The sequence below is a fragment of the Leekyejoonella antrihumi genome, assembly GCF_007845645.1.
GTDB classification, from domain to species: domain Bacteria; phylum Actinomycetota; class Actinomycetes; order Actinomycetales; family Dermatophilaceae; genus Leekyejoonella; species Leekyejoonella antrihumi.
Map to the genome: position 1 here is coordinate 18,516 of NZ_VCQV01000038.1, position 24,928 is coordinate 43,443.

Annotated in this window: 21 protein-coding genes; 10 read left to right on the top strand and 11 right to left on the bottom strand. The window is 67.6% G+C overall.

What is annotated here, in order from left to right; all coding sequences use genetic code 11:
- Nucleotides 1-19: 19 nt before the first annotated feature.
- Nucleotides 20-235, bottom strand: coding sequence for a hypothetical protein (locus FGL98_RS20535; protein WP_146319994.1), 216 nt, complete (start codon nucleotides 233-235; stop codon nucleotides 20-22).
- A gap of 80 nt (nucleotides 236-315) precedes the next feature.
- Between FGL98_RS20535 and FGL98_RS20540 the strand changes: the two genes are divergently transcribed.
- From FGL98_RS20540 to FGL98_RS20560, 5 genes are all read left to right on the top strand, one after another.
- The gene (locus tag FGL98_RS20540) at nucleotides 316-1,155 is read left to right on the top strand and encodes an enoyl-CoA hydratase-related protein (protein ID WP_146319996.1); all 840 of its coding nucleotides are present in this window, start codon (nucleotides 316-318) and stop codon (nucleotides 1,153-1,155) included.
- A 16-nt stretch (nucleotides 1,156-1,171) separates the two neighbouring features.
- Nucleotides 1,172-1,768 carry a TetR/AcrR family transcriptional regulator gene (locus tag FGL98_RS20545; protein ID WP_146319998.1) on the top strand — a complete coding sequence of 199 codons (597 nt, stop codon included), beginning with the start codon at nucleotides 1,172-1,174 and terminating at the stop codon, nucleotides 1,766-1,768.
- Nucleotides 1,769-1,889: 121 nt separating this feature from the next.
- Nucleotides 1,890-3,101 (top strand): acetyl-CoA C-acetyltransferase, encoded by a 1,212-nt coding sequence (locus FGL98_RS20550; protein WP_146320000.1) that lies wholly within the window; start codon nucleotides 1,890-1,892, stop codon nucleotides 3,099-3,101.
- A 124-nt stretch (nucleotides 3,102-3,225) separates the two neighbouring features.
- Nucleotides 3,226-5,388, top strand: a complete 2,163-nt coding sequence (locus FGL98_RS20555; RefSeq protein ID WP_146320002.1) for a 3-hydroxyacyl-CoA dehydrogenase NAD-binding domain-containing protein — start codon at nucleotides 3,226-3,228, stop codon at nucleotides 5,386-5,388.
- A 117-nt stretch (nucleotides 5,389-5,505) separates the two neighbouring features.
- Nucleotides 5,506-5,865: a GntR family transcriptional regulator gene (locus FGL98_RS20560; RefSeq protein WP_146320005.1), complete on the top strand. Its 360-nt coding sequence runs from the start codon at nucleotides 5,506-5,508 to the stop codon at nucleotides 5,863-5,865.
- Here FGL98_RS20560 and FGL98_RS20565 read toward each other — a convergent pair.
- From FGL98_RS20565 to FGL98_RS20575, 3 genes are all read right to left on the bottom strand, one after another.
- On the bottom strand, nucleotides 5,862-8,585 hold the full coding sequence (locus tag FGL98_RS20565) for an aminotransferase class I/II-fold pyridoxal phosphate-dependent enzyme (RefSeq protein WP_246136669.1): 2,724 nt from the start codon (nucleotides 8,583-8,585) through the stop codon (nucleotides 5,862-5,864). The two genes, FGL98_RS20560 and FGL98_RS20565, sit on opposite strands and share 4 nt — an antisense overlap.
- 119 nt (nucleotides 8,586-8,704) lie before the next feature.
- On the bottom strand, nucleotides 8,705-9,949 hold the full coding sequence (locus tag FGL98_RS20570) for an acyl-CoA dehydrogenase family protein (RefSeq protein ID WP_146320009.1): 1,245 nt from the start codon (nucleotides 9,947-9,949) through the stop codon (nucleotides 8,705-8,707).
- 17 nt (nucleotides 9,950-9,966) lie between these two features.
- The gene (locus tag FGL98_RS20575) at nucleotides 9,967-11,298 is read right to left on the bottom strand and encodes an acyl-CoA dehydrogenase family protein (RefSeq protein ID WP_146320011.1); all 1,332 of its coding nucleotides are present in this window, start codon (nucleotides 11,296-11,298) and stop codon (nucleotides 9,967-9,969) included.
- Nucleotides 11,299-11,608: 310 nt separating this feature from the next.
- On the opposite strand from FGL98_RS20575, the gene FGL98_RS26830 reads away from it, so the two are divergent.
- Entirely contained in the window at nucleotides 11,609-11,734 is a 126-nt protein-coding gene (locus FGL98_RS26830; RefSeq protein WP_281289199.1) for a hypothetical protein, read from the top strand.
- A gap of 23 nt (nucleotides 11,735-11,757) precedes the next feature.
- Here the strand turns inward: FGL98_RS26830 and FGL98_RS20580 are convergent, their stop codons facing one another.
- The 6 genes from FGL98_RS20580 to aceB all read right to left on the bottom strand — a co-directional run bounded on the left by FGL98_RS20580 (nucleotide 11,758) and on the right by aceB (nucleotide 19,385).
- Nucleotides 11,758-12,183 carry a universal stress protein gene (locus FGL98_RS20580; RefSeq protein ID WP_146320013.1) on the bottom strand — a complete coding sequence of 142 codons (426 nt, stop codon included), beginning with the start codon at nucleotides 12,181-12,183 and terminating at the stop codon, nucleotides 11,758-11,760.
- Complete coding sequence (locus tag FGL98_RS20585) at nucleotides 12,180-13,595, bottom strand: MFS transporter (protein WP_146320015.1); 1,416 nt, start codon at nucleotides 13,593-13,595, stop codon at nucleotides 12,180-12,182. Before FGL98_RS20585 ends, FGL98_RS20580 begins: the two co-directional genes overlap by 4 nt.
- A 134-nt stretch (nucleotides 13,596-13,729) precedes the next feature.
- Complete coding sequence (locus FGL98_RS20590) at nucleotides 13,730-15,088, bottom strand: (Fe-S)-binding protein (protein ID WP_146320017.1); 1,359 nt, start codon at nucleotides 15,086-15,088, stop codon at nucleotides 13,730-13,732.
- Nucleotides 15,088-16,305 (bottom strand): FAD-binding oxidoreductase, encoded by a 1,218-nt coding sequence (locus FGL98_RS20595; RefSeq protein WP_146320019.1) that lies wholly within the window; start codon nucleotides 16,303-16,305, stop codon nucleotides 15,088-15,090. Before FGL98_RS20595 ends, FGL98_RS20590 begins: the two co-directional genes overlap by 1 nt.
- Nucleotides 16,305-17,777: an FAD-linked oxidase C-terminal domain-containing protein gene (locus FGL98_RS20600; RefSeq protein ID WP_146320021.1), complete on the bottom strand. Its 1,473-nt coding sequence runs from the start codon at nucleotides 17,775-17,777 to the stop codon at nucleotides 16,305-16,307. Before FGL98_RS20600 ends, FGL98_RS20595 begins: the two co-directional genes overlap by 1 nt.
- Before the next feature lie 3 nt (nucleotides 17,778-17,780).
- The gene (gene aceB / locus FGL98_RS20605) at nucleotides 17,781-19,385 is read right to left on the bottom strand and encodes a malate synthase A (RefSeq protein WP_146320023.1); all 1,605 of its coding nucleotides are present in this window, start codon (nucleotides 19,383-19,385) and stop codon (nucleotides 17,781-17,783) included.
- 155 nt (nucleotides 19,386-19,540) lie between these two features.
- Here aceB and FGL98_RS20610 point away from each other — a divergent pair, with 155 nt between their 5' ends.
- The 4 genes from FGL98_RS20610 (at nucleotide 19,541) to FGL98_RS20625 (ending at nucleotide 24,031) form a co-directional block, all read left to right on the top strand.
- Entirely contained in the window at nucleotides 19,541-20,794 is a 1,254-nt protein-coding gene (locus FGL98_RS20610; RefSeq protein WP_246136670.1) for an MFS transporter, read from the top strand.
- 112 nt (nucleotides 20,795-20,906) lie between these two features.
- Nucleotides 20,907-22,757, top strand: a complete 1,851-nt coding sequence (lepA, locus tag FGL98_RS20615) for a translation elongation factor 4 (RefSeq protein ID WP_146320028.1) — start codon at nucleotides 20,907-20,909, stop codon at nucleotides 22,755-22,757.
- Nucleotides 22,757-23,557 carry a tRNA (guanosine(46)-N7)-methyltransferase TrmB gene (gene trmB, locus FGL98_RS20620; RefSeq protein ID WP_246136671.1) on the top strand — a complete coding sequence of 267 codons (801 nt, stop codon included), beginning with the start codon at nucleotides 22,757-22,759 and terminating at the stop codon, nucleotides 23,555-23,557. The genes lepA and trmB overlap by 1 nt, the downstream gene beginning before the upstream one ends.
- A gap of 9 nt (nucleotides 23,558-23,566) precedes the next feature.
- Complete coding sequence (locus FGL98_RS20625; protein ID WP_146320030.1) at nucleotides 23,567-24,031, top strand: hotdog fold domain-containing protein; 465 nt, start codon at nucleotides 23,567-23,569, stop codon at nucleotides 24,029-24,031.
- Nucleotides 24,032-24,037: 6 nt separating this feature from the next.
- On the opposite strand, the gene FGL98_RS20630 is transcribed toward FGL98_RS20625, so the two are convergent.
- Nucleotides 24,038-24,925 (bottom strand): LysR family transcriptional regulator, encoded by an 888-nt coding sequence (locus FGL98_RS20630; RefSeq protein ID WP_186526286.1) that lies wholly within the window; start codon nucleotides 24,923-24,925, stop codon nucleotides 24,038-24,040.
- Nucleotides 24,926-24,928: the final 3 nt, after the last annotated feature.

A 24,928-nucleotide genomic window follows, 5' to 3' on the forward strand; every position in this document is an offset into this window, starting at 1 on the left:
GTCCGGCCCGTCCGAGCGGTCAGTCGTCGCTGGAGCGCCGCGAGCCGAGGAACTCCAGCAGCGCCGGGTCGTCGGACGACAGCCGCTCGACCTCCTCGCCGCCGTCGCATCGACACATTGAGACGACGACGCCGTGCTCGTCTCGAGACAGCACCTGCCACGTTGCGCCGAAGGACTCCCAACGACGTAGCCTCTCGGCGGCGTCGTCGGAGGCGGATGAGGATGAGGCGTTCATGATCTCAGCATGCACCAGTAGTCCTGTTGACGTCGTGCCAGTACCCGGACATGCTGTGCTCATAGCCGGAGAGGGAAGCCATGCCCTACGAACAGATTCTTGTGGAGGTCGCCGAACGCATCGCGACGATCACGCTGAACCGCCCGCAGGCCCGTAACGGCTTCACCACCCGGATGGCCGACGAGATCGCGGGAGCACTGCGGGAGGCCGGCACTCGCACCGATGTGCAGGTGGTGGTGCTGACCGGCGCCGGGGACGACTTCTGTGTGGGGGCCGACCTGAGTGGGGGCCGCCTGAACGTCGGCGAGGATGGTGGCCCCACGCCGGGGTGGGTGGAACCTGCCAGCCGAGTGACCGGCCCGCTGTTTGTGCTCGACAAGCCGGTCATTGCCGCGGTGCACGGCGCCGCCGTCGGTGTCGGCTCGACGATGATCCTGCCGGCGGACTACCGGATCGCCGCGCAGGACAGTCGGTTCGGCTTTGTCTTCTCCCGTCGCGGGATCTATCCCGAGGGTGGCTCGACCTGGTTCCTGCCACGCCTGGTCGGCATGACCCGCGCCTCCGACTGGATGATCTCCGGCCGTCTGGTCTCCGCGCAGGAGGCGCTCGACGCCGGACTGCTGACGTCGGTGCATCCTGCCGAATCCGTGCTGGAGGCGGCGTATGCGGTGGCACACGACCTCATCGAGCACACTGCGCCGGTCTCGACCGCCGTGATACGTCGCGCGATGTGGTGGGGCATGAGCCAGCCGAGTCCCGACCCGGTGTTCGCGCTGGACACCCGGCTGATTGCGAGCACTGCCAACAGTGCCGACGCGACCGAGGGTGTCAGGTCCTTCCTGGAGCACCGGGCTCCCGACTTTCCCGGGTGCCTGGCGACCGACCTGCCCGACTTTGTCCCCTGGGAACAAAGTGACTGAAAAACGTTCGCGCAGAATGGATCCGGACGAGCGTCGTCGGCAGATCCTGGCTTGCGCAGTGCGAATGTTCGGTGAGCGTCCCTACTCGGAGGTCTCGACGACCGCGCTGGCGAGGGAGGCCGGCGTCACGCGCGGACTGCTGCACCACTACTTCGGCACCAAGAGGGGGCTTTATCTCGAGGTGGTGCGCCGCACCGTGTTTCTGCCGGACCCGACGGACGCGGCGATCTGCCAGGGGACCCTGCAGGAGCGGGTCGGGGAGTGCGTGGACTGGTTCCTGGACGCGGTGTCGCAGCATCGCAAGACCTTTGTCGCGGTTGCCGGTGCCGAGGGCATTGGTGATGATCCCGAGATCGAGGCGCTGCTGGCCGATGCCGACGACCTGGCCGCTCGGCGGCTGCTCGAGATGCTCGGGGTCCGGCAGGGCGGCCGGGCGCAAAGCTCGGAGCGCGCGGTGATGCGGGCCTACGCCGGTCTGGTCAAGGCCGCGGTGCGCGAGTGGGTCCGTGGGGGAGCGCTGACGAGGAGCCAGGTGCGGGCGCTGCTGGTCCCCGCGCTCGTCGTCATCGTGCGAGAGGTGCTCCCGGCACTTGTTACTGGTGAGTTAAACTAGGACTGTTGACAGGCTGGCAACACCTGATGGCGGTTCGGGGTCACCCGCCGGCGGGCGACCCTCCAGATCGCGCGTCGCCCGACTGCTTGTCCGAAGGCCCGACTCTTGAAGGGACGCTCTCGTGAGCACCGAAGCATTCATCTACGACGCCATCCGCACCCCGCGTGGACGCGGCAAGAAGGGCGCGCTGCACGGCACCAAGCCGGTGTCGCTCGTCGTCGGCCTGATCGACGAGATGCGCAAGCGGAACCCCAGTCTCGAGGTCGACCGCATCGACGACGTGGTGCTGGGGGTCGTCTCCCCGGTGGGCGACCAGGGCGCGGTCATCGCTCGGACCGCCGCGCTTGCGGCCGGGCTGCCGCCCACGGTCGCGGGTGTGCAGCTCAACCGCTTCTGCGCCTCCGGCCTGGAAGCCGTGAACACCGCCGCCCAGAAGGTGCGCTCCGGCTGGGACTCTCTGCTGCTCGCCGGCGGCGTCGAGTCGATGTCCCGTGTCCCGATCGGTTCCGACGGTGGCGCCTGGGCGATGGACCCGGCCACCAACTTCGATACCTACTTCGTGCCGCAGGGCGTCTCCGCCGACCTCATCGCCACCATGGAGGGCTTCAGCCGCACCGATGTCGACACGTATGCCGTGCGCTCGCAGCGGGCCGCTGCGAACGCCTGGGAGAAGGGCTACTTCAAGGACTCGGTGATCCCGGTCGTCGACCAGAACGGCCTGATCGTGCTCGACCATGATGAGCACATGCGGCCCGAGTCCACGGTGGAGGGCCTGGCCGCGCTGAAGCCGTCCTTCGCGGGGATGGGTGAGGCCGGCGGCTTCGACGCCGTGGCACTGCAGAAGTTCCACAGCGTGGAGCGCATCAACCACGTGCACACCGCCGCGAACAGCTCGGGCATCGTCGACGGGGCCTCCCTGGTGCTGGTGGGTTCAGGACGGGTCGGCAAGGAGCTCGGTCTCACGGCACGGGCCCGCGTCGTCGCGACCGCGACCAGTGGCGCCGACCCCACGATCATGCTCACCGGGCCGACGCCGGCCACGCAGAAGCTGCTCAAGACCGCGGGACTGACGGTCGACGACATCGACCTCTTCGAGATCAACGAGGCCTTCGCCGCGGTCGTGCTGAAGTACCAGCGGGATATGGGCATTCCGGACGAGAAGCTGAACGTCAACGGCGGTGCCATCGCCATGGGCCACCCACTCGGGGCCACCGGCGCGATGATCCTCGGCACCATGGTCGATGAGTTGGAGCGCCGTGACCTGCAGCGCGCGGTCATCACCCTCTGCATCGGCGGCGGCATGGGTGTCGCCACCCTCATCGAGCGCATCTGACCCCCACGAAGTTCTGCGGTCGCAAGCTCCCTCCGATACTTCGCGGGGACCCCGACCCGTCACGGGATTCAGGCCTGTCGTCCAACCGAACTTCGATCCGCCACCTCGTAGAAGGACGCAATTCATGACTGACATCATCCGCTGGGAGAAGGACGCCGACGGCGTGGTCGTCCTCACCATGGACGACCCGAACCAGGGCGCCAACACGATGAATGCGGACTACCGCACCTCCATGCGGTCCGCAGTCGACCGACTGGTCGCCGAGCAGGACGCCATCACCGGTGTGGTCATCACCTCGGCGAAGAAGACCTTCTTCGCCGGTGGCGACCTGCACGATCTGCTGGCCGCCGGCAAGGAGGACGCCCAGCAGGTCTTCGACCAGATCACCGAGGTCAAGGCTCAGCTGCGCACGCTGGAGACGCTCGGGAAGCCGGTGGTCGCCGCGATCAACGGTGCGGCCCTCGGGGGCGGCCTGGAGATCGCGCTCGCCTGCCACCACCGGATTGCCGCCGACGTGAAGGGATCCCAGCTCGGCCTACCCGAGGTCACCCTCGGTTTGCTGCCCGGTGGCGGTGGGGTGACCCGCACCGTCCGGCTGCTCGGCATCGCCGACGCGCTGCTGAAGGTGCTCCTGCAAGGACAGCGCCTCACGCCGGCAAAGGCGCTGGAGACCGGCCTCGTGCACGAGGTTGTCGACAGCGTTGATGCACTGCTGCCGGCCGCCAAGGCCTGGATCAAGGACAATGCAGAAGCCCAGCAGCCCTGGGACGTCAAGGGATACAAGATCCCGGGTGGCACACCCATCAACCCGGGATTTGCCGCGAACCTGCCTGCGTTCCCAGCGAATCTGCGCAAGCAGATCAAGGGAGCCAACTTTCCGGCGCCGCGCGCGATCCTGTCTGCAGCGGTCGAGGGCGCTCAGGTCGACCTCGACACCGCGCTGGAGATCGAGTCGCGCTACCTGGTGCAGCTGGTCACCGGGCAGGTCTCGAAGAACATGATCACCGCGTTCTTCTTCAACCTGCAGCACATCAACTCCGGTGGCAGCCGCCCCGAGGGCTTCGACCGGTTCGTCGCCAAGAAGGTCGCCGTTCTCGGAGCCGGCATGATGGGCGCCGGCATCGCCTACGTCTGCGCCCGTGGCGGGATGGATGTCGTGCTCAAGGACGTCTCGGCCGAGGCCGCCGAGCGGGGCAAGGGCTACTCGAAGAACCTTGTCGACAAGGCGATCTCGCGGGGAAAGTCCACCCAACAGCAGGCGGACGCGTTGCTGGCGAAGATCCACCCGAGCGCCGATGTCGCCGACCTGGCAGGGTGCGACCTGGTGGTCGAGGCGGTCTTCGAGAGCGTCGCGCTCAAGCACAAGGTCTTCCAGGAGCTCGAGGACGTCGTACAGCCGGGGGCCGTGCTCGGCTCGAACACCTCGACCCTGCCGATCACCGGGCTGGCCGAGGGAGTCAAGCAGCAGGACAACTTCATCGGCCTGCACTTCTTCTCGCCGGTCGACAAGATGCCGCTGCTGGAGATCATCGCCGGTGACAAGACCAGCGACGAGACCCTCGCGAAGGCTTTCGACATCGCGCAGCAGATCAAGAAGACACCGATCGTCGTGAACGACAGCCGTGGCTTCTTCACCAGCCGCGTCATCGGGACCTTCCTCAACGAGGCAATCGCCATGGTGGGCGAGGGCGTCCACCCGGCGTCGATCGAGCAGGCCGGTCTGCAGGCGGGCTACCCCGCGGCTCCGCTGCAGCTCTGCGACGAGCTGAACCTCACGCTGATGAGCAAGATCGCCAAGGAGACCAAGGAGGGGCTGGTCGCCGACGGCAAGGGCGACCGGTACTACGAGCACCCGGCGACGGCTATCGTCGACCGGATGATCGAGGAGTTCGACCGGCAGGGCAAGCTCGGTGGCGCCGGCTTCTACGACTACGCCGAAGGCAGGCGGACCGGTCTGTGGCCGGGCCTGGTCGACAACTTCGGCGGCACGAAGGAGCTGCCATTCGAGGACATGAAGGAGCGGATGCTCTTCGCCGAGGCGCTCGAGACGGTCAAGTGCTTCGACGAGGACGTACTGCGCAGTGTGGCGGACGCGAACATCGGGTCGATCTTCGGCATCGGCTTCCCGGCGTGGACCGGTGGCGTCGTGCAGTACATGAACGGCTACGAGGGTGGCCTGGCCGGGTTCGTGGCTCGGTCACGTGAGCTCGCCGTCGCCTACGGCCCGCAGTTCAACCCGCCGGAATCGTTGGTCGCCAAGGCCGACGCCGGCGACACCTACCGGTAGCCTCGACCCCACCACCCCCTTGGATAATGCACTTTCGCCCCAAAGGCGCAGCTGCAGCTGCGCCTTTGAGGCGAGAGTGCATTATTGGGCGAGGTTGCGTGGGGCAGGATGGTGGCCATGATCGCCATCGACCAGGACTCGTCAAAGCCGCCGTTCGAGCAGATCTGCGACCAGATCGCCGGCCAGATCCACTCGGGTGACCTGTCGGTGGGTGAGCGACTGCCGAGTGTCCGCGCCATGGCCGCCCAGTTGGGCATCGCACCGGGCACGGTCGCCAAGGCCTACACGCACCTCGAACAGTCCGGGCTCGTCGAGGGGCGAGGCCGCTCAGGCACCCATGTGAGTGCCGGGCAGGACTCGGCCAGGGGGTATGCCGCACGCGCGGCGGCCGACTTCGCCGGCCAGGTGCGCACGCTCGGCCTCGACATCGACGAGCTGCTGTCGATCGTGCGCGCCGCACTCGCACGCACCCGCTAGCCCGTGGTGCCGGCCATCTCGATGGCCTTGTCGGTGTAGACGCGGTAGCCGGCCAGCGGGTCGTAGCCGTGGATCTCCGGAGTGTCCAGACTGCGCATGAACGACAGGATCTCGCGGCTGAAGATCTGTCCCGGCACGAGCACGGGGAAACCCGGCGGGTAGGGCGTGACGAACGTTGCGGACACGACCTGCTGCCCGGACTCCATCCGTTCCTCGATCTCCTCCGCGAGCAGGTATTCGCAGTAGGAGTCCTCGTAGGACAGGAAGAACGCGCGGCGCACGTCGCCCTCCGGGGTGGGGTCGTCGCCGTCGTCGAGGAAGACCGGGTGGAAGCCGCTGAAGTCGGGCAGCGGAGCGCTCGGATTGGTCTGACGCAGCACGGCGCGGGCGTGCGCGGCCTCCTGGACGGGGCTCATCTCCACGATCTGGTTGTCGATGTCGCGCGCAATGCTCACCAGCACCTCGATGAGGTAGGCGACCGAGCTGCGGGTCGTCCCGATGTTGGTCATGAACAGCACGGTGTTGCGCGACGTCTTGTTGATCTGGATGCCGAATCGGTCCATCAACTGGGCCTGTTTGAAGGTGGCACCGTCGATGCCGGTTGCGCCGATATACAGCGTGACGCGGGTGGGATCCAAGACGAACTCGTCCTGCCTCCACGCCGTCGTCATGTTGTCCAGTCCGCTGCGCAGGGGCTGGTCGATCGCCGATGCGCGAAACTCGGTGGGGATCAGCTCGGCCGTGGACAGACAGTGCATGTACTTGCTGAGCAACGGATGGTTGTCGATCGCGTCGCGCAGGCGCATCGCGTATTCCAGCTGCTTCTGCACCAGCTCGTAACCCTCCAGAGCCGCCTGCCGACGCCCCAGGTCCAAGGAGGCCAGGATCTGGTAGTTGGGTGAGGTGGACGTATGCGCCATGTAGGCCTCGTGGAAGCTCTCCGAGGCCTTCTGCGCGAAGTCCTGGTCGAAGACATGAATCATCGACCCCTGGCGCAGCGACGTCAGCGTCTTGTGCGTCGACTGGGTGCTGTAGACCCGCACCCGGGTGCGAGAGGGGTCGGGCATCAGACGCTCACCGATCAGTGAGTCGTGATCCGCGGGCTGCTCCTCGACGTACTGCGCGTACTGGGCGCGGTACTCGGGCCGGCGCAGCCGCTCGGCGAGACTTCGTGCGGCGCGCATCGCCGTCCGCGGCCGGTAGACCGGGTGGAACCGGGCGAACGCGAACCATGCCTCGTCCCAGAGGAAGATCAGATCCGGCTTGATGGCCAGGCACTCCGCCATGATCCGTTCGACGTCATATACGACGCCGTCGAACGTGCAGTTGGTCAGCATGAGCATCTTGACCCGGCCCAGCTTGCCGGCTTCCTTCAGCGCCAGTAGGTTTGCCTTGATCTCCCGCAGCGGCACTGCGCCATACATCGAGTACTCGTTCAGCGGGTAGGCGTCGAGGTAGCAGACGCGGGCGCCGGCAAGCATGAGTCCGTAGTGGTGCGACTGGTGGCAGTTGCGGTCGACGAGCACGATGTCACCCGGCGCGACGAGTGCCTGAGCCACGATCTTGTTGGCCGTGGAGGTGCCATTGGTGACGAAGAAGGTCTGTCGCGCGCCGAAGGTGTCCGCGGCGAGCCGTTGCGCCTGGCGCAGCGGGCCGGTCGGCTCGAGCAGCGAGTCCAGGCCACCACCGGTCGCCGACGTCTCGGCCATGAAGATGTCCAGGCCATAGAAGTCGGTCATGTCGCGGATCCAGTGCGAGTTGACGATGGACTTTCCCTGCGAGATCGGTAGGGCGTGGAAGACGCCCGTCGGGCGCCGGCTGTAGTGCCGCAACGCGGCGAAGAACGGTGTGTGGTAACGCTCCTGGACCCCGGCGAGAATACTCAGGTGGAGCTCCAGTGAGCCCTCGCGCGCGTGGAACACCCGGCGGAAGTGATGGCTGAGGCGACCCGCCATCTCTTCGACGGAGATCTCCGTCATGAGGTAGAGGTCGAGCTCGGGACGCACCAGCGCGATCTGCCGAGCAAGGATCTGTGCTCGCTCGTCCGGCGCGTGGTCGGCCAGCTCATCGGCGATGGTGGTGTCGATGAAGTGCGACAGCGCGGACAGGTCCTGGCTCGCGGCATGGGCGAAACGTCGCCGGATGACACAGGCCTGCAGGTTGGCGTTGAGGCGGGTGGCGACCACGGCCTCCTCGCCGCTGCCGACGATGACCAGTTCATAGACGAACTCGTCGTCGGGTCGGCGCCAGCTGCGCACCTCGTCGCGCAAGGCGCGTTTCTCGGCTGCGGAAAGGGTCTCCACGACGAGCACTTCGAAGTACGGGCGAGTGTGGATGCCCGGCTGGGCGACCACCGCCGTGCTGGACTCGTCGTTCTCGTGCTCGGCCTCGGTGGAGGTCCAGCCGATGCCATCGCGGTAGGACTCGGTGACCAGCCCCCGGTTGATGCGCGCGACCAGTCGCGAGCACCGGTCGAAGGTGCCGGCGTGAAAATGGTCTTGAACCCGGCGGAATCCGTCGTCACCCGGATACGCCCAGTACTGCTCGATCGGTGCGAGATCATCGAGCATCGCCGAGGTCGCCTCGGCTATCTTATCGGTCGGCCGGCCCTGGGCGTCGGCCGTCGCCAGACGCATACTGGCTTCCTCCAGCCGGGACCAGGTGTCCGACCGGAACTGCCACCAGCTGTTGTAGGCCCGTTCACCCAGCACGTCGGCCACGAGTTCGCTCCTCGTCATCCAAGGGCTGCCACGTCGATGTGGTCGGCCTTAGATGTGATCCTCCCGCTGCGTGGGTGAGAACACAACGACCGCGGAGCGAGCTCGTGGCGCGCTCGGCGCTACTTCAGCTGGCTGGAGGACAAGCCGAGTAGACGCCGCGCGACGACGAGCAGCTGGATCTGCTGCGTCCCCTCGAAGATGTCGAGGATCTTGGCGTCGCGAGCCCACTTTTCCAGCAGTTCGGTCTCGGCGTATCCCGCCGCGCCACAGAGCTCGACACAGGCCAGGGCGACGTTCACGCAGGTGCGGCCGGCCTTCGCCTTCGCCATCGACGCCTGCATGGAGTTGGGTTTGCCGTTGTCGGCCATCCAGGCAGCGCGCAGCGTCAACAGGTAGGCCGCCTCGTAGTCGGCCTCCATCTGCAGCAGCCGTGCGGCGGCGTGCTGCTGGGTGCGGAGCGGCCGATCCGGGTCGGCGATGACCCCGGCCTTCTCGAGGAGCTCGCTGGTCAGGTCGAGGCAGGCGCGGGTGAGCCCGACGGCCATGGAGGCGACCAGCGGCCGGGTGTTGTCGAAGGTCTGCATCGCGCCACCGAAGCCGCCTTCGGTGCGAATCTCCGGGTCGCCCAGCAGATCCCGTGCGGGCACGCGGCAGTCCTGCAGACTGAAGGCAGCAGTGTCGGAGGCGCGGATGCCGAGCTTGTGCTCCAGCCGGTCCAGCCTGAGGCCGGGATTGGACTTCTCGACCACGAACGACTTGATCGCCTTCTTGCCGAGCGCCCGGTCGAGTGTGGCCCAGACGACGACCAGCTCCGCGCGGTCACCGGCGGTGACGAAGATCTTCTCGCCGTTGAGGACGTACTCGTCGCCGTCCTTGGTGGCCGTGGTGCGAATGGCGCCGGAGTCGGACCCGACGTCCGGCTCGGTGATGGCCATGGCCGCCCAACGGGTCCCGTAGCGCCGTTTCTGCTCATCGTTCGCGACCGCGGAGATGGCCGCGTTCCCGAGGCCCTGCCGCGGAATGCTGAGTGTGAGGCCCACGTCGCCACGGCAGGTCTGCATGATCGACAGGACGGACGAGAGGTTGGCGCCGTTCTTGTTGGCAGCGGCCCTCTTGCCCTTGTGGCCGGAGCCGACGCCGGCCGGCTCGTCGGCGGCCCGCGTGGAGCCGGTCGCTCCGGCGCCCTGGCTTGCACCAGAGTCCGACAGGCCGTCGATCACGGCGGACATCAGGTCGAGCTCGGTGGGGTACTCGTGCTCGGCGAGGTCGTACTTGCGGCTGATGGGCCGGAATACCTCGTCCGCCATCCCGGCCGCCTGCTTGACCAGCGGGACGAACTTCCTGGGAACTTCGAGATCGATCATCGTGACTGTCCTTCCGCTCAGACGAGCAGGGTGCCTTCGAGCAGACCTGCACCGCGTAGATCGCGGTACCAGCGCTCGTTGTCGAATTCCTTGACGAAGCCGTGACCGCCCAGCATCTGAACGGCCTGCGAGCCCGTCTCGGTCGCGTAGGTGGACGTGAGGCTTCGGGCGTGCGCGATGGAGGCGCCGGCGTCCTTGGCGGCGTCCAGCTGGGCGGCGGCGCGCCAGACGACCAGTCGTAGTGCGTCCAGCTCAATGGCGATGTCGGCCACGGTGAACGCCACCGCCTGCCGGTGGGCGATGGGTTCGCCGAATGCCTTGCGTTCCTTGGTGTACTCGGACAGCTGGTCCAAGACGGCCTGGCTGGCGCCAACGGCCGCGGCCGACCAGGCGAGGCGCCCGCGTCGGACCGCATCCAGGTGGTCCGTGGTGGTGCCGAGCAGGTGCGACCGAGGCACCCGGACGCCATCCAGATGGAGCGCGCCGGTGTGCGCGGCGCGGATGCCCATGGCGGGGTCGTCCGTCGTTGTGAGCCCCGGGGACCCCGGCTCGACGATCACCAGGCGAGGCTGCCCGTCGAGCATGGCCGAGACGATGAACAGATCGGCGCAGTCGGCGCCGACGACCAAGGTCTTGGTGCCGTTGAGGACAATCGCCTCGCCCTCCGAGCGCGCGGTCGTGCTGGGCGCCAGCGGGTCGAAGAGCGGCTGCGGCTCCATGAGTGCGAGTGCGCCGGTGGCGGGTGACTGCTCGTCGGTGAACGGCGGCAGGAAGGAGGCCTGCTGGCCCGAGTCTCCGTAGTTGACAATCGCATTCGCGACCGCGGCGGGGGACATCACCGCGACCGCCAGGCCCATGTCGCCGCGTGCGAGCTCCTCCATGACCAGAACGCCCGTGACGGCCGAGCGCTCCTCGGCGACCCCGCCGAGCTCGGTCGGTATGCCGAGGAGCGTCATACCCATCTGGGCCGCCTGGTGGCGCACGGTCTCGGGCAGGGCGCGTGCGGTGTCGGCGTCGGCCCCGGCCGGTCGCAGGACCTCGTCCGCGAGCTCGCGTGCCGCCTCCCGGATCATCTGCTGGTCGTCGGTCGGCGTGAGGTCGAACTCGCGGCGGGGGCGGCTGGCGGCGGAGCGCGTCGCGGTGCCGGCACCAGCGCGCTTCTCGAACTTCTTGCCGGCGACGGTCTGGACCTTGAACCCTTGCCTGGCGCCGAGGTAGAGCGCCTTTTCGACCCGCGCCCGCAGCTGGGGGTTCTTCATTGCCTCGAGACCACCCGCGCGGGTGATGAGGCGCATACCGAGGGCCTGACCCCTGTCCGCGAGGGTCGGCCGGCCATGCAGGTTGCTCATCTCTAGCCTTTCGACGACGCCGTGGCACTACTGCCTGGTAATGCCTCGTATCGAGCCTACCCGATAGTAAGTACGCGCGGTACCGGAAACCTCCCGTATCGGGTAACTGGGCGACATATGACGAGTGGTCACTGATGCACGGTTCGAGCGGTCGCACACCGTGCACCAGTGACCACTCGACGCGGCGACCCGCGGCCCGGTATCGACGGGCGGGGACGGTAGCCGATGATCCTGGGGTACGTACCCAAGGGAGCCGCCTACGCTGTAGAAGTGCCGTCCCGCCGATCCGCTGGGCAAAAGGAGAACTTCGATGGGCAAACCGAGCGGCACACCGCCGCCTTGGAGATCCAAGGCGATCCTGGTGGGGATCGGTGTGCTGATCTGTCTCATGATCGTCGCCTGGGTGGCGTTCTCACCGCCCGGTGGTGGCAGCTGATCCGTTCAGCCCGACAATATCCTTCAGAGCCCCTCGTGCTGATTGATGATGACGACGGGGCAGGGCGCGGCAGCCGCGCAGCCTTGGCTGACCGCCCCCAGGAGTAGTCCGCGGAAGGCGGAGCGGCCCCGGGTGCCGACAACGAGCATCGACGCGTCCGCGCAGGCGGCGAGCAGGCACTCGGTCGGGTCACCTTGGGCGGTGGACATCTCCAGGGGAACTGCAGGGTTCGGCGACACCTGGGCGACGTTGCGTACGAGCTCAGTACCAGCCAGCTGCTGCATCTGTGCCTGGTCGAAGGCACCGGGGATCGAGATCATCGGGAGCTGCCAGGAGTAGACGGCCCGAACCTGCCAGCCGAGGGATTCCGCGTGCTGCAACGCCCATCGGAGGGCCGCCATGGAGTGAGCCGAGCCGTCAACTCCGACAACGATGCGGTTGGGGCTCATGCCGCCACCAATTGCGGCGCGGCGCCTTCCAGGGCGAGTTCGGTCAGATCCTCCAGGCTGCGACCCTTCGGTTCGGGAAGACAGACGGCAGTGACGATCAGGCCGACGATCGACACGACGCCCGCGACCAGTTCAGCGCCTCGGATGCCCATCGAGGAGGCCAGCATCTGGGGGAACAGATAGGCACCGGCGAAGGCTCCGAGTTTGCCCGCGGCGGCGGAGATGCCGTGTCCGGTGGTTCGCACCTGGACCGGGAAGACCTCCGCCGGGAACACGAACGTCGTCGTGTTCGGCCCGAACTCGCTGAACAGGTAGCTCATGCCGTAGAGCAGTACGAACGGGCCCGCGGTGTGGGCCACTGAGGGCACTGCCGCGATCAGCAGGAACGCGAGCGCCATCATCCCGAATCCGAACAGCTGGATCGTCTTTCGTCCCAGCCGGTCCATCAGCAAGACCGCCAAGGCGTAGCCCGGTAGCGCGAAGAGGGCAAAGATCCCCAACTGCAGGAGGGTGTTCTGCAGCAGGCTCGCGTTCGGGCTGAGCAGCTTCAGCACGGCCGGGCTGGAGATCGAGTTTCCGTAGTAGGCAAAGTCCAGCAGCATCCAACCGACGGCGGTCCCGAACAGCCACCGCATCATCCGTCGACTGCTGAACAACACCCGGACGCCGCTCACCGCACCACCCGTGATGCGGACGGACGACTCCCGCGTGGGCACCGGAGCGGGCACCTGTCCGGTCGCGAGGGCGATCGCGGCCTCGGCCTCCTCGACCACCCCTCCCGCCATCGCGAACCGGGGTGTCTCCTGGATCTGGCGTCGCAGATAGAAGACCGCCAGTCCCGGGATCGCGCCGAACGCCAGCAGCAGCCGCCAGATCAGGTTGCTCGAAAGGCCCGACGCCAGAAGGGTCGAGGCCAGCATCGGACCGAACACCAGGCCGGCTCCCTGCATCGCAAAAACCAGGCCGACCATCCGTCCCCGACTCGCCTTACCCGAATACTCGCTCATGATCGTCGCCGACACCGGGTAGTCGCCACCGATTCCGATGCCCAGAACGATGCGGAATACCAGCAGCAGCGCGTAGGTCGGGGCGAAGGCCGAGGCGAGCGCCCCGGCGGCCAGCACCAGGACCTCGTAGCCGTAGATCTTCTTGCGGCCGACCATATCGGCGACTCGGCCGAAGACGATCGCGCCGACGGCGGATGCGACCAGGGTGGCCGAGTTGAGCAGGGACACCTGGTCGGTGCTCAGGTGCCACTGGGTCTTGAGCAGGCTGACGACGACACCGATGATGAAGAGGTCGTAGGCGTCGGTGAAGAAGCCCATGCCCGACACGAACATGATCTTGAGTTGAAACCGATTCGGACGGGCATCATCGAGAGCGGCCAGCTGCCGGGACGTGACGTCTGACATTGAGGTGGACACAACAGTCACGATCCAGGCCGACTCTGGGAGCCACCTTCGCATACCGTGGAATCCGCGCGACGGCAACGTGAACTCTGCGTGAATGGGTGCTGGCCAAACGGTCCGGCCCCTTCGCTGGAGCCCTAGATGAGGGCCGCAGGGTCGGCGGCGCGCAGGGAGGCGTCCAGCACGGTGACGGTGTGCGCGGTCGGGAGGTGGCCGCCCTGGCGTGTCACGGCGCTGGAGATCTGCATCAGACAGCCGGGATTCGCGGTCACCAGCAGTTCGGCGCCGGTGGACAGGACATTGCGCGCCTTGGTGTCGCCGAGCTCTCGTGCCGGTTCGGGGTTGAGCAGGTTGTAGACACCGGCCGATCCACAGCAGATCGCGCCATCGGGGATCTCCTTGATCGTGAGCCCCGGTATGCCGCCCAGCAGTTCTCGGGGCTGGCTTCGGATACCTTGCGCGTGGGCCAGGTGACACGCGTCGTGGTAAGCGATCGTGATGGGCAGCGGGTGACGTTCGGCGACCGGGCCGAGCTCGACCAGCAACTCACTGATGTCGCGCACCTTGGCGCGGAACGCCTCGGCCCGCGACCTACCCGTGTCGCCGACCTCCGCCGCGAACGCGGGATCGTCGGCGAGCAGGAACTCGTACTCCTTCATGGCACTTCCGCAGCCGGCCGAGTTGATCGCGATGTAGTCGACTCCGGCCTGTTCGAATGTCTCGATGGTGCTGCGGGCAAAGGCCTGCGCCTCCTCCTCGCGGCCCGAGTGACTGCTGAGGGCGCCGCAGCAGCCCTGCTCGGCCGGCACGATCACCTCGCAGCCCTCAGCGGCCAGCACCCGTGCGGTTGCGGCATTCACGTCACCGAAGAACTCACGTTGCACGCAGCCGGTGAGCAGGCCGACGGTCGCGCGCTTCGTGCCCTCGGCCGGTATGACGCTCGGAAGGTCGACGTGCGGACCGAGCGGTGGCGCGATCTCCTGCATCATCGCCAGGTTGGGCGATAGCCGACGCAGCACACCGCTACGGCGCAGCCCGGCGTCGAGGCCGGTGCGCTGTGCGAAACGCAGCGGCCCACGGATCGCACGAAGTCTCTTGGGGTAGGGAAACAGTGCGAAGATCGCTGCGCGCAAGGCCTTTTCGCCGCGCGTTCGCGTGTAGTTGCGCTCGACCTGGGCCCGTGTCTGCTCCAGGAGCCGGTCATACTGCACACCGCTCGGGCAGGAACTGACACAGGCCATGCAGCCGAGGCAGGCGTCGATGTGCTCGGCGATCGGCTCGATCGGTGCACCGTCCAGACCCGCCTGCATGAGCTGAATACGGCCGCGGGGGGAGTCCATCTCCTCGCCCCACAGTGAGTAGGTCGGGCAGGTCGTCAGGCAGAAGCCGCAGTGCACGCAGTCCGAGATCAGTTCGCGTGACGGCGGGTTGTGGTCATCGAACGCGCCGGATGAGTGCGCTGGTGCGGTCGGCCGGTCGCGCTGGATGTCGGTCATCAGATGCCTCCCACGAAGCGCCCGGGCTGGAGACGGTGGTCCGGGTCGAACTCGTCCTTGATGCGATGCATGATCCGCAGGCCGCTGACCGGGCCCCACACGTCGAGCGCGGCACGGACCGCACGCGGTCCATCGACGATCGTGACGCTGCCGCCGGCGCGTGCTGCTTCGGCGCGAAGTGTCTGCAGGTGAGCACTAGTCAGGTCCGCCTCGTCCGCCACCGCTGCATACAGGACGCCCGTGCCGGCCGAACCGCGCACGTGCAGACCGAGGTCGCGTGCCCGTCTGGCAACGCCCGTGACAGCGCCGATCGCGCAGGTGATCTTGAGCCCGATCTGAGTGCCGCCGAGCCGGAACGGGTAGTGCGTGGTCCAGCCGGCGTCGCCTTGGTCCGCGCCATGCGCGAGCAGCCGAGTCATCTCCCGGGCTCGGGCGTCCACGCCGCCGGGCGTGCCCTCCAGGAGCACTGCCACCTGGGTGTGACCGTCTGACGAGTCGTTCGTGTCGACCTCTACGGCGCTCGGGGTCAGCTGGGAGTGCATCACGGACTTCAGGAGGTCGGGGAGGTCGTGATCGGGCACGTGCGCGGTCAGCCAGCGGGTGGCCGCAGGGACGGGGTGCAGGCGGAAGGTGGCCTCCGTGATGACACCGAGCGTCCCCCAGGACCCGGTCAGGAGCTTGCACAGGTCATACCCCGCAACGTTTTTCACGACCTTGCCGCCCGCTCGGGCGATCGTGCCGTCCGGTCGCACCAGGGTGAGGCCGATCAGCAGGTCGCGCACCGTACCCGCGTGCAGGCGTCGTGGACCGCTGGGATTGGTGGCGATGAGACCGCCGACCGTCGTGCCCGGCACCATTTCGTCGAGTGCGAGCCGCTGGGTTGATGCGCCGAGCGACGCCTGCAGGGCGGCGAGCGGCACCCCCGCCTGGGCTGTGACGATCAGGTCCCCGGGCTGGTGCTCGACAATCTGGTCGATCCGGCTCAGGTTGACGACCACGTCGACCGCGCCGGTCGGCGTGCCCCAGGTCTGCTTGGTGCCGTGGCCCGCGACGGCAACGGTTGCGCCGTCGGCCGCGGCGGTGCGCAGGATCGTGCTGACCTGCTGGGTGTCTGCCGGGAGAGTGATCAGCCGTGGTAGCGAGCCGTCGATCTCGTCGCCCGGCACGGCAGCGCGCGCATCGATGTCGTGCTCGCGCAGGGCGTCGAACAGTGCCATTAGAAGATGTCCGCCTGTCCGGTCTGCTGTAGGGGGTGCGCGGCCTTCCGTTTGCCCGGGACCTCGCCGCACAGGCGTGGAGTCGGGTAGATCTTGCCCGGGTTCGAGATGCCACCGGGGTCGAACGCACAGCGCACCAGCTGCATCGTGTCCAGGTCGTCCGCGCTGAACATCTTCGGCATGTGCGGGGCCTTGTCGAAGCCGACGCCGTGCTCACCGGTGATCGATCCACCGTGACTCAGACACAGATCGAGGATCGCGCCGGACAGCTCCTCGGCCAGCTCGCCCTGACCCGGGATGGTCTCGTCGAAGAGCACGAGCGGGTGCAGGTTGCCATCGCCGGCGTGGAATACGTTCGCCACCCGGATCCCGCGTTCGTCGGCCAGCTGCTTCATCTCGTGAAGCACTTCGGACAGTGCGGTCCGGGGGATCACCCCGTCCTGCACGATGTAGTCGGGACTGATGCGACCGACCGCGGCGAACGCCGACTTGCGACCGCGCCAGATTGCCTGTCGTTCCGCGTCATCGGCCGCGACCCTGATCTCAAAGGCGCCGTTGTCTCGGCACAGGCGTTCGACCTGGGACGCCTCGTGCTCGACCTCGGCATCCGGCCCGTCCAGCTCGACGACGAGGACTGCCCCGGCGCCAGCCGGGTAGTTGCACGCGACCGCGGCCTCCGCGGCCTCGATCGCCAGCGCATCCATCATCTCGATGGCCGCCGGCAGGATGCCGGCACCGATGACCGCGGAGACCGCGGCGCCGGCCTCGTCGGTCGATCTGAAACCGGCCAGGAGAGTGTGCACGGAGGCCGGCCGGCGCAGCAGCCGGACGGTCACGGAGGTGGCGATGCCGAGGGTGCCTTCGGACCCGACGAACGCGCCCATCACGTCATACCCAGGGGCGTCCGGGGCGCGCTGGCCCAGTGTCACGGCCTCGCCGTCCGGGGTGATCACGTCGATGGACAGGACATGGTTGGCGGTGAAGCCGTACTTCAGGCAGTGCGCGCCGCCCGAGTTCTCGGCGACGTTGCCGCCGATGGTGCAGATCTGCTGACTGGAGGGGTCCGGCGCGTAGTAGTAGCCCACGGGTGCGGCCGCCTGGGACACCTGCAGGTTGATGACGCCCGGGTCGACGACCGCCCGCTGATCGTCGGCGCTGACCTCGTGGATCGTGCGGAAGCCGCTCATGACGATGAGCACACCATCGGCATGGGGCAGTGCTCCACCAGACAGCCCGGTGCCGGATCCGCGCGCCACAAAAGGGACTCCGGCGTCGGAGCAGCACCGCACCGCCAGCTGCACCTGCTCAGCATCTGTCGCGAGCACGACCACCGCCGGGGTGACGCGGTAGTGCAGCAGGCCGTCGCAGTCGTAGGTCGCAAGGCGGGTCGGGTCGGTGATGACGGCGGCATGCGGCAGGGCCGACTGCAGCCGTGAGATCACGGCTGCAGTCGGCCCTGGAGTGTGCGGCATTGATCAGGGCATCCGCTCGTAGGCCGGGAGGGTGAGGAAGTTGGCGTAGTCGTCCGCCACGGCGACCTCGAGGAAGGTGGCCTTCGCGTCGTCGTAGTCGGATGACTCACCCGGCAGACCGGCAATGACCTTGTCGACGAGCCCGAGCACGAGCTCCTTGGTGACCTTCTCACCGGTGTCGGCCAGCGTGACGTCGTTCTTCAGCTGCTGCCAGATCTGGGAACGCGAGATCTCCGCCGTAGCGGCGTCTTCCATGAGGTTGTGGATGCCCACGGCGCCGCGGCCCTGCAGCCAGGAACGCAGGTACTGCATGGCCACATCGATGTTGTTGCGCAGCCCCTCCTCGGTCACCTGACCGGGAGTGGACTTCACGTCGAGCAGCTGCGCGGCCGTGACCTTGACGCCCTCGCGCTTTTTGTCGATCTGGTTCGGCTGCTCGCCGAGGGTCTTGGTGAAGGTCTCCCGGCAGGCCTCGACCATGCCGGGGTGGGCGACCCAGGAGCCGTCGAATCCGTCGCCCGCCTCGCGGGACTTGTCGTCCCGGACCTTCTGGAAGGCGGCCTCGTTGACGGCCTCGTCCTTGCTCGGGATGAACGCGGCCATGCCGCCGATCGCGGACGCGCCGCGCTTGTGGCAGGTGCGCACCAGCAGCTCGGTGTAGGCCCGCATGAACGGCACGGTCATGTTGACCGAGTTGCGGTCGGGGACGATGAAGTCCGCGCCACGGGTGCGATAGGTCTTGATGACCGAGAAGAGGTAGTCCCAGCGGCCGGCGTTCAGACCCGAGGAGTGGTCGCGCAGCTCGTAGAGGATCTCCTCCATCTCGAAGGCGGCCGGCAGGGTCTCGATCAGGCAGGTCGCGCGGATCGTGCCCTGGGGGATACCGAGGAAGTCCTGCGCGATCGTGAAGGCGTCGTTCCAGAGCCGGGCCTCCAGGTGGGACTCCATCTTGGCCAGGTAGAAGTAGGGGCCCTTGCCCTTGTCGATCTGCTTCTGGCCGTTGGCCGTGATGTAGAGAGCGAAGTCGACCAGTGAGCCGGAGGTGCGCTCGCCGTCCACGGTGATGTGCTTCTCGGGCAGGTGCCAGCCGCGCGGCCGGACGATGACCGTCGGCAGCTCATTATCGGGCCGCAGCGTGTAGGCCTTGCCCTCGGCGCTGGTGAAGTCGATGGTGCGGTCGAGTGCGTCGCCGAGGTTGAGCGGGCCCTCGATGACGTTCTCCCACAGCGGCGTGTTGGCGTCCTCCTGGTCCGCGAGCCAGGCCTTCGCGCCGGAGTTGAGAGCGTTGATCGTCATCTTGCGGTCGGTCGGACCGGTCATCTCGACGCGGCGGTCCTCCAGACCCGGCGCCAGCGGCGCGACCTGCCAGGAGTCGTCCTCGCGGATGCTTCTGGTCTCCTCGAGGAAGTCGAGGTCGTGGCCGTCGGCAACCTGCTGAACACGCTTCTCTCGTGCCTCGAGTGCCTCGAGTCGACGAGCGTTCAGCGTGCGGTGCAAGGTGGCGATGAGCTCGAGCGCCTGGGGCGACAGAATCTCGTCATACCGTTCCTTGACAGGTCCGGTGACGGCTAGACCGTCGGGGAGCGTCAGGGATGGTGCGTCGGTCATCGGGGCCTCCAAGTAACGAGTTTTCATTATGCGGAAAGTTTGACTCACTCCGTGGAAAACACTAGCACTACCGACGGGTTTGCCGCGCGTCGTGTGACCAGTATCGCGCCCGGACGGATTGCGTGGGTGGCATTGGGGTCCGGACAATGGTGACGGTGACCGAATCCGCCGCTCTGCACGACATCTGTGACGACCGCGCGCTCGACGCGCGGCCGGCCCGCAGGTTGCGGCGTCCGTCTCATCTGCACCTGGCGCTGATCGCGCTCGCACTCGGCGGGTTTGCCATCGGCACGACGGAGTTCGTCACCATGGGTCTGTTGCCGCAGATCGCGCAGGGCGTGGGCATCTCGATCCCCACCGCGGGCCACGTCGTGTCCGCCTACGCACTTGGGGTGGTCGTGGGTGCGCCGACGATTGCGACCCTTGCGGCGAAGGTGCCTCGCAAGAAGCTGCTGCTGTGGCTGATGGTGGCCTTTGCGCTGGGCAACATCGGATCGGCCCTCTCACCGTCCTACCCGGTGCTGCTGGTCGCGCGCTTCATCTCCGGAGTGCCGCACGGCGCCTATTTCGGGATCGGCTCACTCGTGGCGGCATCGATGGTCGACAAATCGCGCAGGACGTGGGCCGTCTCGATCATGCTGGCCGGGCTGACCGTCGCGAACATCATCGGCGTCCCGGTGGCGACGCTCATCGGGCAGCGCGCCGGCTGGGAGTGGGCGTATGCGGTGGTCGGCGTCGTCGCGCTCGTCACCGTCGTGGCCGTCCTCGCGTGGGTGCCCACGCAGTCGGGTGACCTATACGCGTCGGCGCGCAACGAGCTGCGCAGTCTTCGCCGGCTGCAGGTCTGGCTGGCCCTTGGCATCGGCACCGTCGGGTTCGGTGGCATGTTTGCGACCTTCTCCTACATCGCGCCGACGATGACCCACCTGGCCGGCTTCTCGGACGCCGTGATCCCGCTGGTCCTCATGGTCTATGGCATCGGGATGACGCTCGGCACGCTCACGTCGGGTCGTCTCGTGGCCTACGGCATGATGCGCGGCATCACCGGTGCGCTGCTGGCGATCGCGGTGGTGCTTGCCCTCTTCGGATTTGCAGCGCACTCGCCCTGGACGGCGATCCCGGCGGTGCTGGCCCTGGGGTTCGTGCCTTCGCTGCTCGTGCCGATGTTGCAGACCCGGCTGATGGATGTCGCGCACGAGGGGCAGTCCCTTGCCGCCGCGTTGAACCACGCGACCCTCAACATCGCCAACGCCTTCGGGGCCTGGCTCGGGGGAGCGGTCCTGGCCTCGGGGCTGGGGTATGAGTGGCCGAGTCGGGTCGGCGCCGTGCTCGCGCTGCTCGGGTTGGCGATCGCGGGGGTCTCCGCCTGGGTTGGGCGGCGCGCTCCGATGACGCCGACGGCGGCGTAGGGCGGCGCGTTGACCCGCCCGGTTCGCCGGCGTCGGTCACCCGGCATACCGGCGTAGGGGTCCCTGGCCCGTAGAATCAGTGCGACCCCGCCCCCAGACTTGAGGTATTCCGTTGTCACCGAAGTCCCGCACGGCGCTACCGCCTGCCGCGACGCCGCCGGACCTGATCCGCAACTTCTGCATCATCGCGCACATCGACCACGGCAAGTCGACCCTCGCGGACCGGATGCTGCAGATCACCGGGGTGGTCGACGAGCGCGCAATGCGCGCGCAGTACCTCGACCGCATGGACATCGAGCGCGAGCGCGGCATCACGATCAAGTCGCAGGCCGTCCGCATGCCCTGGGACTTCGACGGGCAGACCCACTGCCTCAACATGATCGATACCCCTGGGCACGTGGACTTCACCTACGAGGTGTCGCGATCGCTTGCTGCTTGCGAGGGCGCCGTCCTGCTGGTGGATGCCGCGCAGGGCATCGAGGCCCAGACTCTCGCCAACCTCTATCTGGCGATGGAGAACGACCTCACCATCATCCCGGTGCTCAACAAGATCGATCTGCCGGCCGCGCAGCCGGAGAAGTATGCGGAGGAGCTGGCCGGCCTGATCGGCTGCGAGCCGGCCGACTGCCTCCAGGTGTCCGGGAAGACCGGCGCCGGCGTGGAAGAGCTGCTCGACCAGATCGTGCAACAGCTCCCCGGCCCGGTCGGTGATCCGGATGCTGCCCCACGCGCCATGATCTTCGACTCGGTCTACGACACCTACCGCGGTGTAGTCACCTATGTGCGGGTGATCGACGGGTCGCTCAAACCGCGCGAGAAGATCGTGATGATGTCGACGAAGGCCACCCACGAGCTGCTCGAGATCGGTGTCAGCGACCCGGAGCCCCGCCCGAGCAAGGGGCTGGGGGTCGGCGAGGTCGGCTACCTCATCACCGGCGTGAAGGACGTGCGGCAGTCTCGCGTCGGCGACACGGTCACCAATGCCGGCAAGCCTGCGACGGACGCACTGGGCGGCTATCGGGACCCGAAGCCGATGGTCTTCTCCGGGCTCTACCCGATCGACGGATCCGATTACCCGCTGCTGCGCGATGCCCTCGACAAGCTCAAGCTGAATGACGCGGCCCTAGTCTACGAGCCGGAGACGTCAGTCGCGCTCGGCTTCGGCTTCCGGGTCGGCTTCCTCGGGATGCTGCACCTGGAGATCGTCCGTGAGCGACTCGAGCGCGAGTTCGACCTCGGCCTGATCTCGACGCTTCCCAGCGTGGTCTACGAGGTGACCCTCGATGACGGAACGACCGTCACCGTGACCAACCCCAGCGAGTTCCCGGAGGGGAAGGTCTCGCAGATCAGCGAACCCATCGTGCGGGCGACGGTGCTCGCGCCGAGCGAGTTCATCGGCGCGATCATGGAGCTGTGCCAGTCGAGGCGCGGCTCACTGCGTGGGATGGACTACCTGTCGCAGGAGCGCGTCGAGATGCGCTACACCCTGCCGTTGGCCGAGATCGTCTTCGACTTCTTCGACGCGCTGAAGTCGAAGACTCGCGGGTACGCCTCGTTCGACTACGAGCCGGACGGAGAGCAGACCGCGGACCTGGTCAAGGTCGACGTGCTCCTGCAAGGGGACCGGGTCGACGCGTTCAGCAACATCGTGCACCGCGACAAGGCCTACGCCTACGGCGTGTCCATGGCGAGCAAGCTCAAGGAACTCATCCCCAGGCAGCAGTTCGAGGTGCCGATCCAGGCCGCGATCGGTGCACGGGTCATCGCCCGAGAAACCATCCGTGCCATCCGCAAGGACGTCCTTGCCAAGTGCTATGGCGGTGACATCAGCCGCAAGCGCAAGCTGCTCGAGAAACAGAAAGAGGGCAAGAAGCGGATGAAGATGGTCGGCTCCGTCGAGGTGCCTCAGGAGGCGTTCATCGCCGCGCTGTCTCAGGACGACCCCAAGAACGCCAAGAAGTAGTGACCGCAGAACACGCCCAGCGCGAGGTCGACTCGCGCCCCGTCGCACGAACCCGCTCCTTCACCCGCCGTGGGGGCCGGATGCCGGAGCGGCACGTGCGCGCGCTGGCGGAGCACGGTCCGCGCTATCTGCTGGACGTCCCCATGGAGGGGGCCGGCACGATGGTCGACCCCGGATACCGCCTCGACCCGGTCGTGGCCTTCGGGCGGAACGCGCCGCTGGTCGTCGAAATCGGCTCGGGTGGCGGCGACTGCGTCGTGCACGCCGCGCAGGAGCATCCCGACTGGGACTTCCTGGCGATCGAGGTCTGGGGGCCCGGCGTCGCCCACACCATCGCCAAGGCAGGACCGCTGGGCCTGAGCAATATTCGCCTCATCCAGGCCGACGCGGCGCAGGCGCTGGACTTCATCCTGCCCCCCGCTTCAGCGCACGAGGTGTGGACGTTCTTCCCGGACCCCTGGCCGAAGCTGAAGCACCACAAGCGCCGCCTGGTCCAACCGGCCTTCGCCGCCACGGTCGCCCGGCTGCTCGAGGCAGGTGGCGCGTGGCGGATCGCCACCGACTGGGCCGACTACGCGTGGCACATTCGCACCATCGTCGAGCAGGCGCCGGGATTCACCAATCCGTATGCCGGGCGGGCGGCCCACCCGGGCGACGCGGCGCACGACCCGGAAGGCAGGCGTGGCGGGTTCGCACCGCGCTTCGACGGGCGGGTGCCCACGCGGTTCGAGCGCAAGGGCGAGCGCAACGGCCGACCGGTGTGGGACGTCCTCGTCACCCGTAATTCTACTGATGGGTAACCTCGGGGGATGACCTCCACCCTCCAGCTGTATCGCACGCTCGCCGACCGCCCGCTGGGCAGGCGGGTCTTCTCGGTCGGCTACATGCTCAAGGCGCCGTATTTCGCGAGCGTGCGCCCGTGGGTGGTCGAGATGGGTCCGCACCGGGCCGTGGTGCAGCTGCACAAGCGCCGCAGGGTGCAGAACCACCTGGGCACCATGCACGCGATCGCCGTGGCCAACGGGATGGAGGCCGCGATGGGCCTGCTCGCCGAGGCCACCATCGACCCCGGGAAACGCTGGATTCCGAGGGGGATTCAGCTCGACTACGTTGCAAAGGCGCGAGGCGACGTTCGGTGTGTCGCGCAGACCGATGCGGACGACTGGGATCGGCTGAGCCCGCACGAGGTGCGGGTGCGCGTCAGCGGGGCGCTGCCCGACGGCACCGAGGTGGTGCGCGGCTTCATACCCCTGTGGATCACCGACGCACGCTGAATCAGGTCAGCGGCTCGCGATCGTGACCAGCTCGGCCGCCAGGCCGCGTAGCCGTCGCGGACCGCTCCAGATCGCGCGCAGCGGGCGGGCCAGGTCGAGCTCGTCGATCGGCACCTCGCACAGCGTCTTGGCGCTGAGTGCGTCCTGCACCGCGAGCCTGCTGAGGACCGCGGGTGCAGTGCCCGACGTGACACTGACGCGGACGGCGGCATTGCTCGACATCTCCAGCGCGGGGTTGACCGGGCCGAGATCGCCGAGGGCCTCGTCGAGCGCCACTCGGGTCCCGGAACCCTTCTCTCGGGTGATCAACGGGGTGCCGACCAGCTCTTCGACCCGGACCGGCGTGCGACGTCTCGTCCACGGGTGGCCGGGGGCGGCGACCAGGATGAGCTCGTCGTGCGCGACCACCGTGTGATGCACCCCACGTGGTGCATTCGGCCCCTCGATGAAGCCGATACTGCACCGTCCGTGCAGCACGTCGTCGATCACGGCCGTCGTGTTGTGCACCTGGATGGTGACGGTTGCCTCGGGCAGTTCGGTGCGCAACGTCGACAACCAGGCCGGCAGCAGGTGTTCGGCCACCGTCTGGCTCGCCGAGACGGTGATCGACCCTGCACCCGGCTGGCGGATCGCCGCAGCACCCTGGGTCAGTGCCGTGGCCGTCTGCAGGACGTCGCGTGCCCAGTCGACGACCAGGATGCCGGCGGGGGTGAGCCGTGACCCGGTGGTCGCGCGGATGACCAGCGGGAGCCCGAGGCTGCGTTCCAGGCGCGCGATAGAACGGCTCGCATTGGGCTGAGCCATTCCGATCGCACGGGCACCCGAGCTCAGGCCGCCGTGGTCGGCCACGGCGACCAGGAGCTCGAGCGCAGTGAGGTCCGGCCATGTTCTCATGTG

Excerpts from the sequence above, each read along its gene's own strand:
- FGL98_RS20580 (WP_146320013.1), bottom strand. The coding sequence starts at position 12,183 with ATGAGCCCCAACCGCATCGTTGTCGGAGTTGACGGCTCGGCTCACTCC.
- FGL98_RS20540 (WP_146319996.1), top strand. The coding sequence starts at position 316 with ATGCCCTACGAACAGATTCTTGTGGAGGTCGCCGAACGCATCGCGACG.
- FGL98_RS20590 (WP_146320017.1), bottom strand. The coding sequence starts at position 15,088 with ATGACCGACATCCAGCGCGACCGGCCGACCGCACCAGCGCACTCATCC.
- aceB (WP_146320023.1), bottom strand. The coding sequence starts at position 19,385 with ATGACCGACGCACCATCCCTGACGCTCCCCGACGGTCTAGCCGTCACC.
- FGL98_RS20535 (WP_146319994.1), bottom strand. The coding sequence starts at position 235 with ATGAACGCCTCATCCTCATCCGCCTCCGACGACGCCGCCGAGAGGCTA.
- FGL98_RS20545 (WP_146319998.1), top strand. The coding sequence starts at position 1,172 with ATGGATCCGGACGAGCGTCGTCGGCAGATCCTGGCTTGCGCAGTGCGA.
- FGL98_RS20575 (WP_146320011.1), bottom strand. The coding sequence starts at position 11,298 with ATGAGCAACCTGCATGGCCGGCCGACCCTCGCGGACAGGGGTCAGGCC.
- FGL98_RS20600 (WP_146320021.1), bottom strand. The coding sequence starts at position 17,777 with ATGCCGCACACTCCAGGGCCGACTGCAGCCGTGATCTCACGGCTGCAG.
- FGL98_RS20560 (WP_146320005.1), top strand. The coding sequence starts at position 5,506 with ATGATCGCCATCGACCAGGACTCGTCAAAGCCGCCGTTCGAGCAGATC.
- FGL98_RS20630 (WP_186526286.1), bottom strand. The coding sequence starts at position 24,925 with ATGAGAACATGGCCGGACCTCACTGCGCTCGAGCTCCTGGTCGCCGTG.
- FGL98_RS20625 (WP_146320030.1), top strand. The coding sequence starts at position 23,567 with ATGACCTCCACCCTCCAGCTGTATCGCACGCTCGCCGACCGCCCGCTG.
- FGL98_RS26830 (WP_281289199.1), top strand. The coding sequence starts at position 11,609 with ATGGGCAAACCGAGCGGCACACCGCCGCCTTGGAGATCCAAGGCGATC.
- FGL98_RS20570 (WP_146320009.1), bottom strand. The coding sequence starts at position 9,949 with ATGATCGATCTCGAAGTTCCCAGGAAGTTCGTCCCGCTGGTCAAGCAG.
- FGL98_RS20585 (WP_146320015.1), bottom strand. The coding sequence starts at position 13,595 with ATGTCAGACGTCACGTCCCGGCAGCTGGCCGCTCTCGATGATGCCCGT.
- FGL98_RS20595 (WP_146320019.1), bottom strand. The coding sequence starts at position 16,305 with ATGGCACTGTTCGACGCCCTGCGCGAGCACGACATCGATGCGCGCGCT.
- FGL98_RS20555 (WP_146320002.1), top strand. The coding sequence starts at position 3,226 with ATGACTGACATCATCCGCTGGGAGAAGGACGCCGACGGCGTGGTCGTC.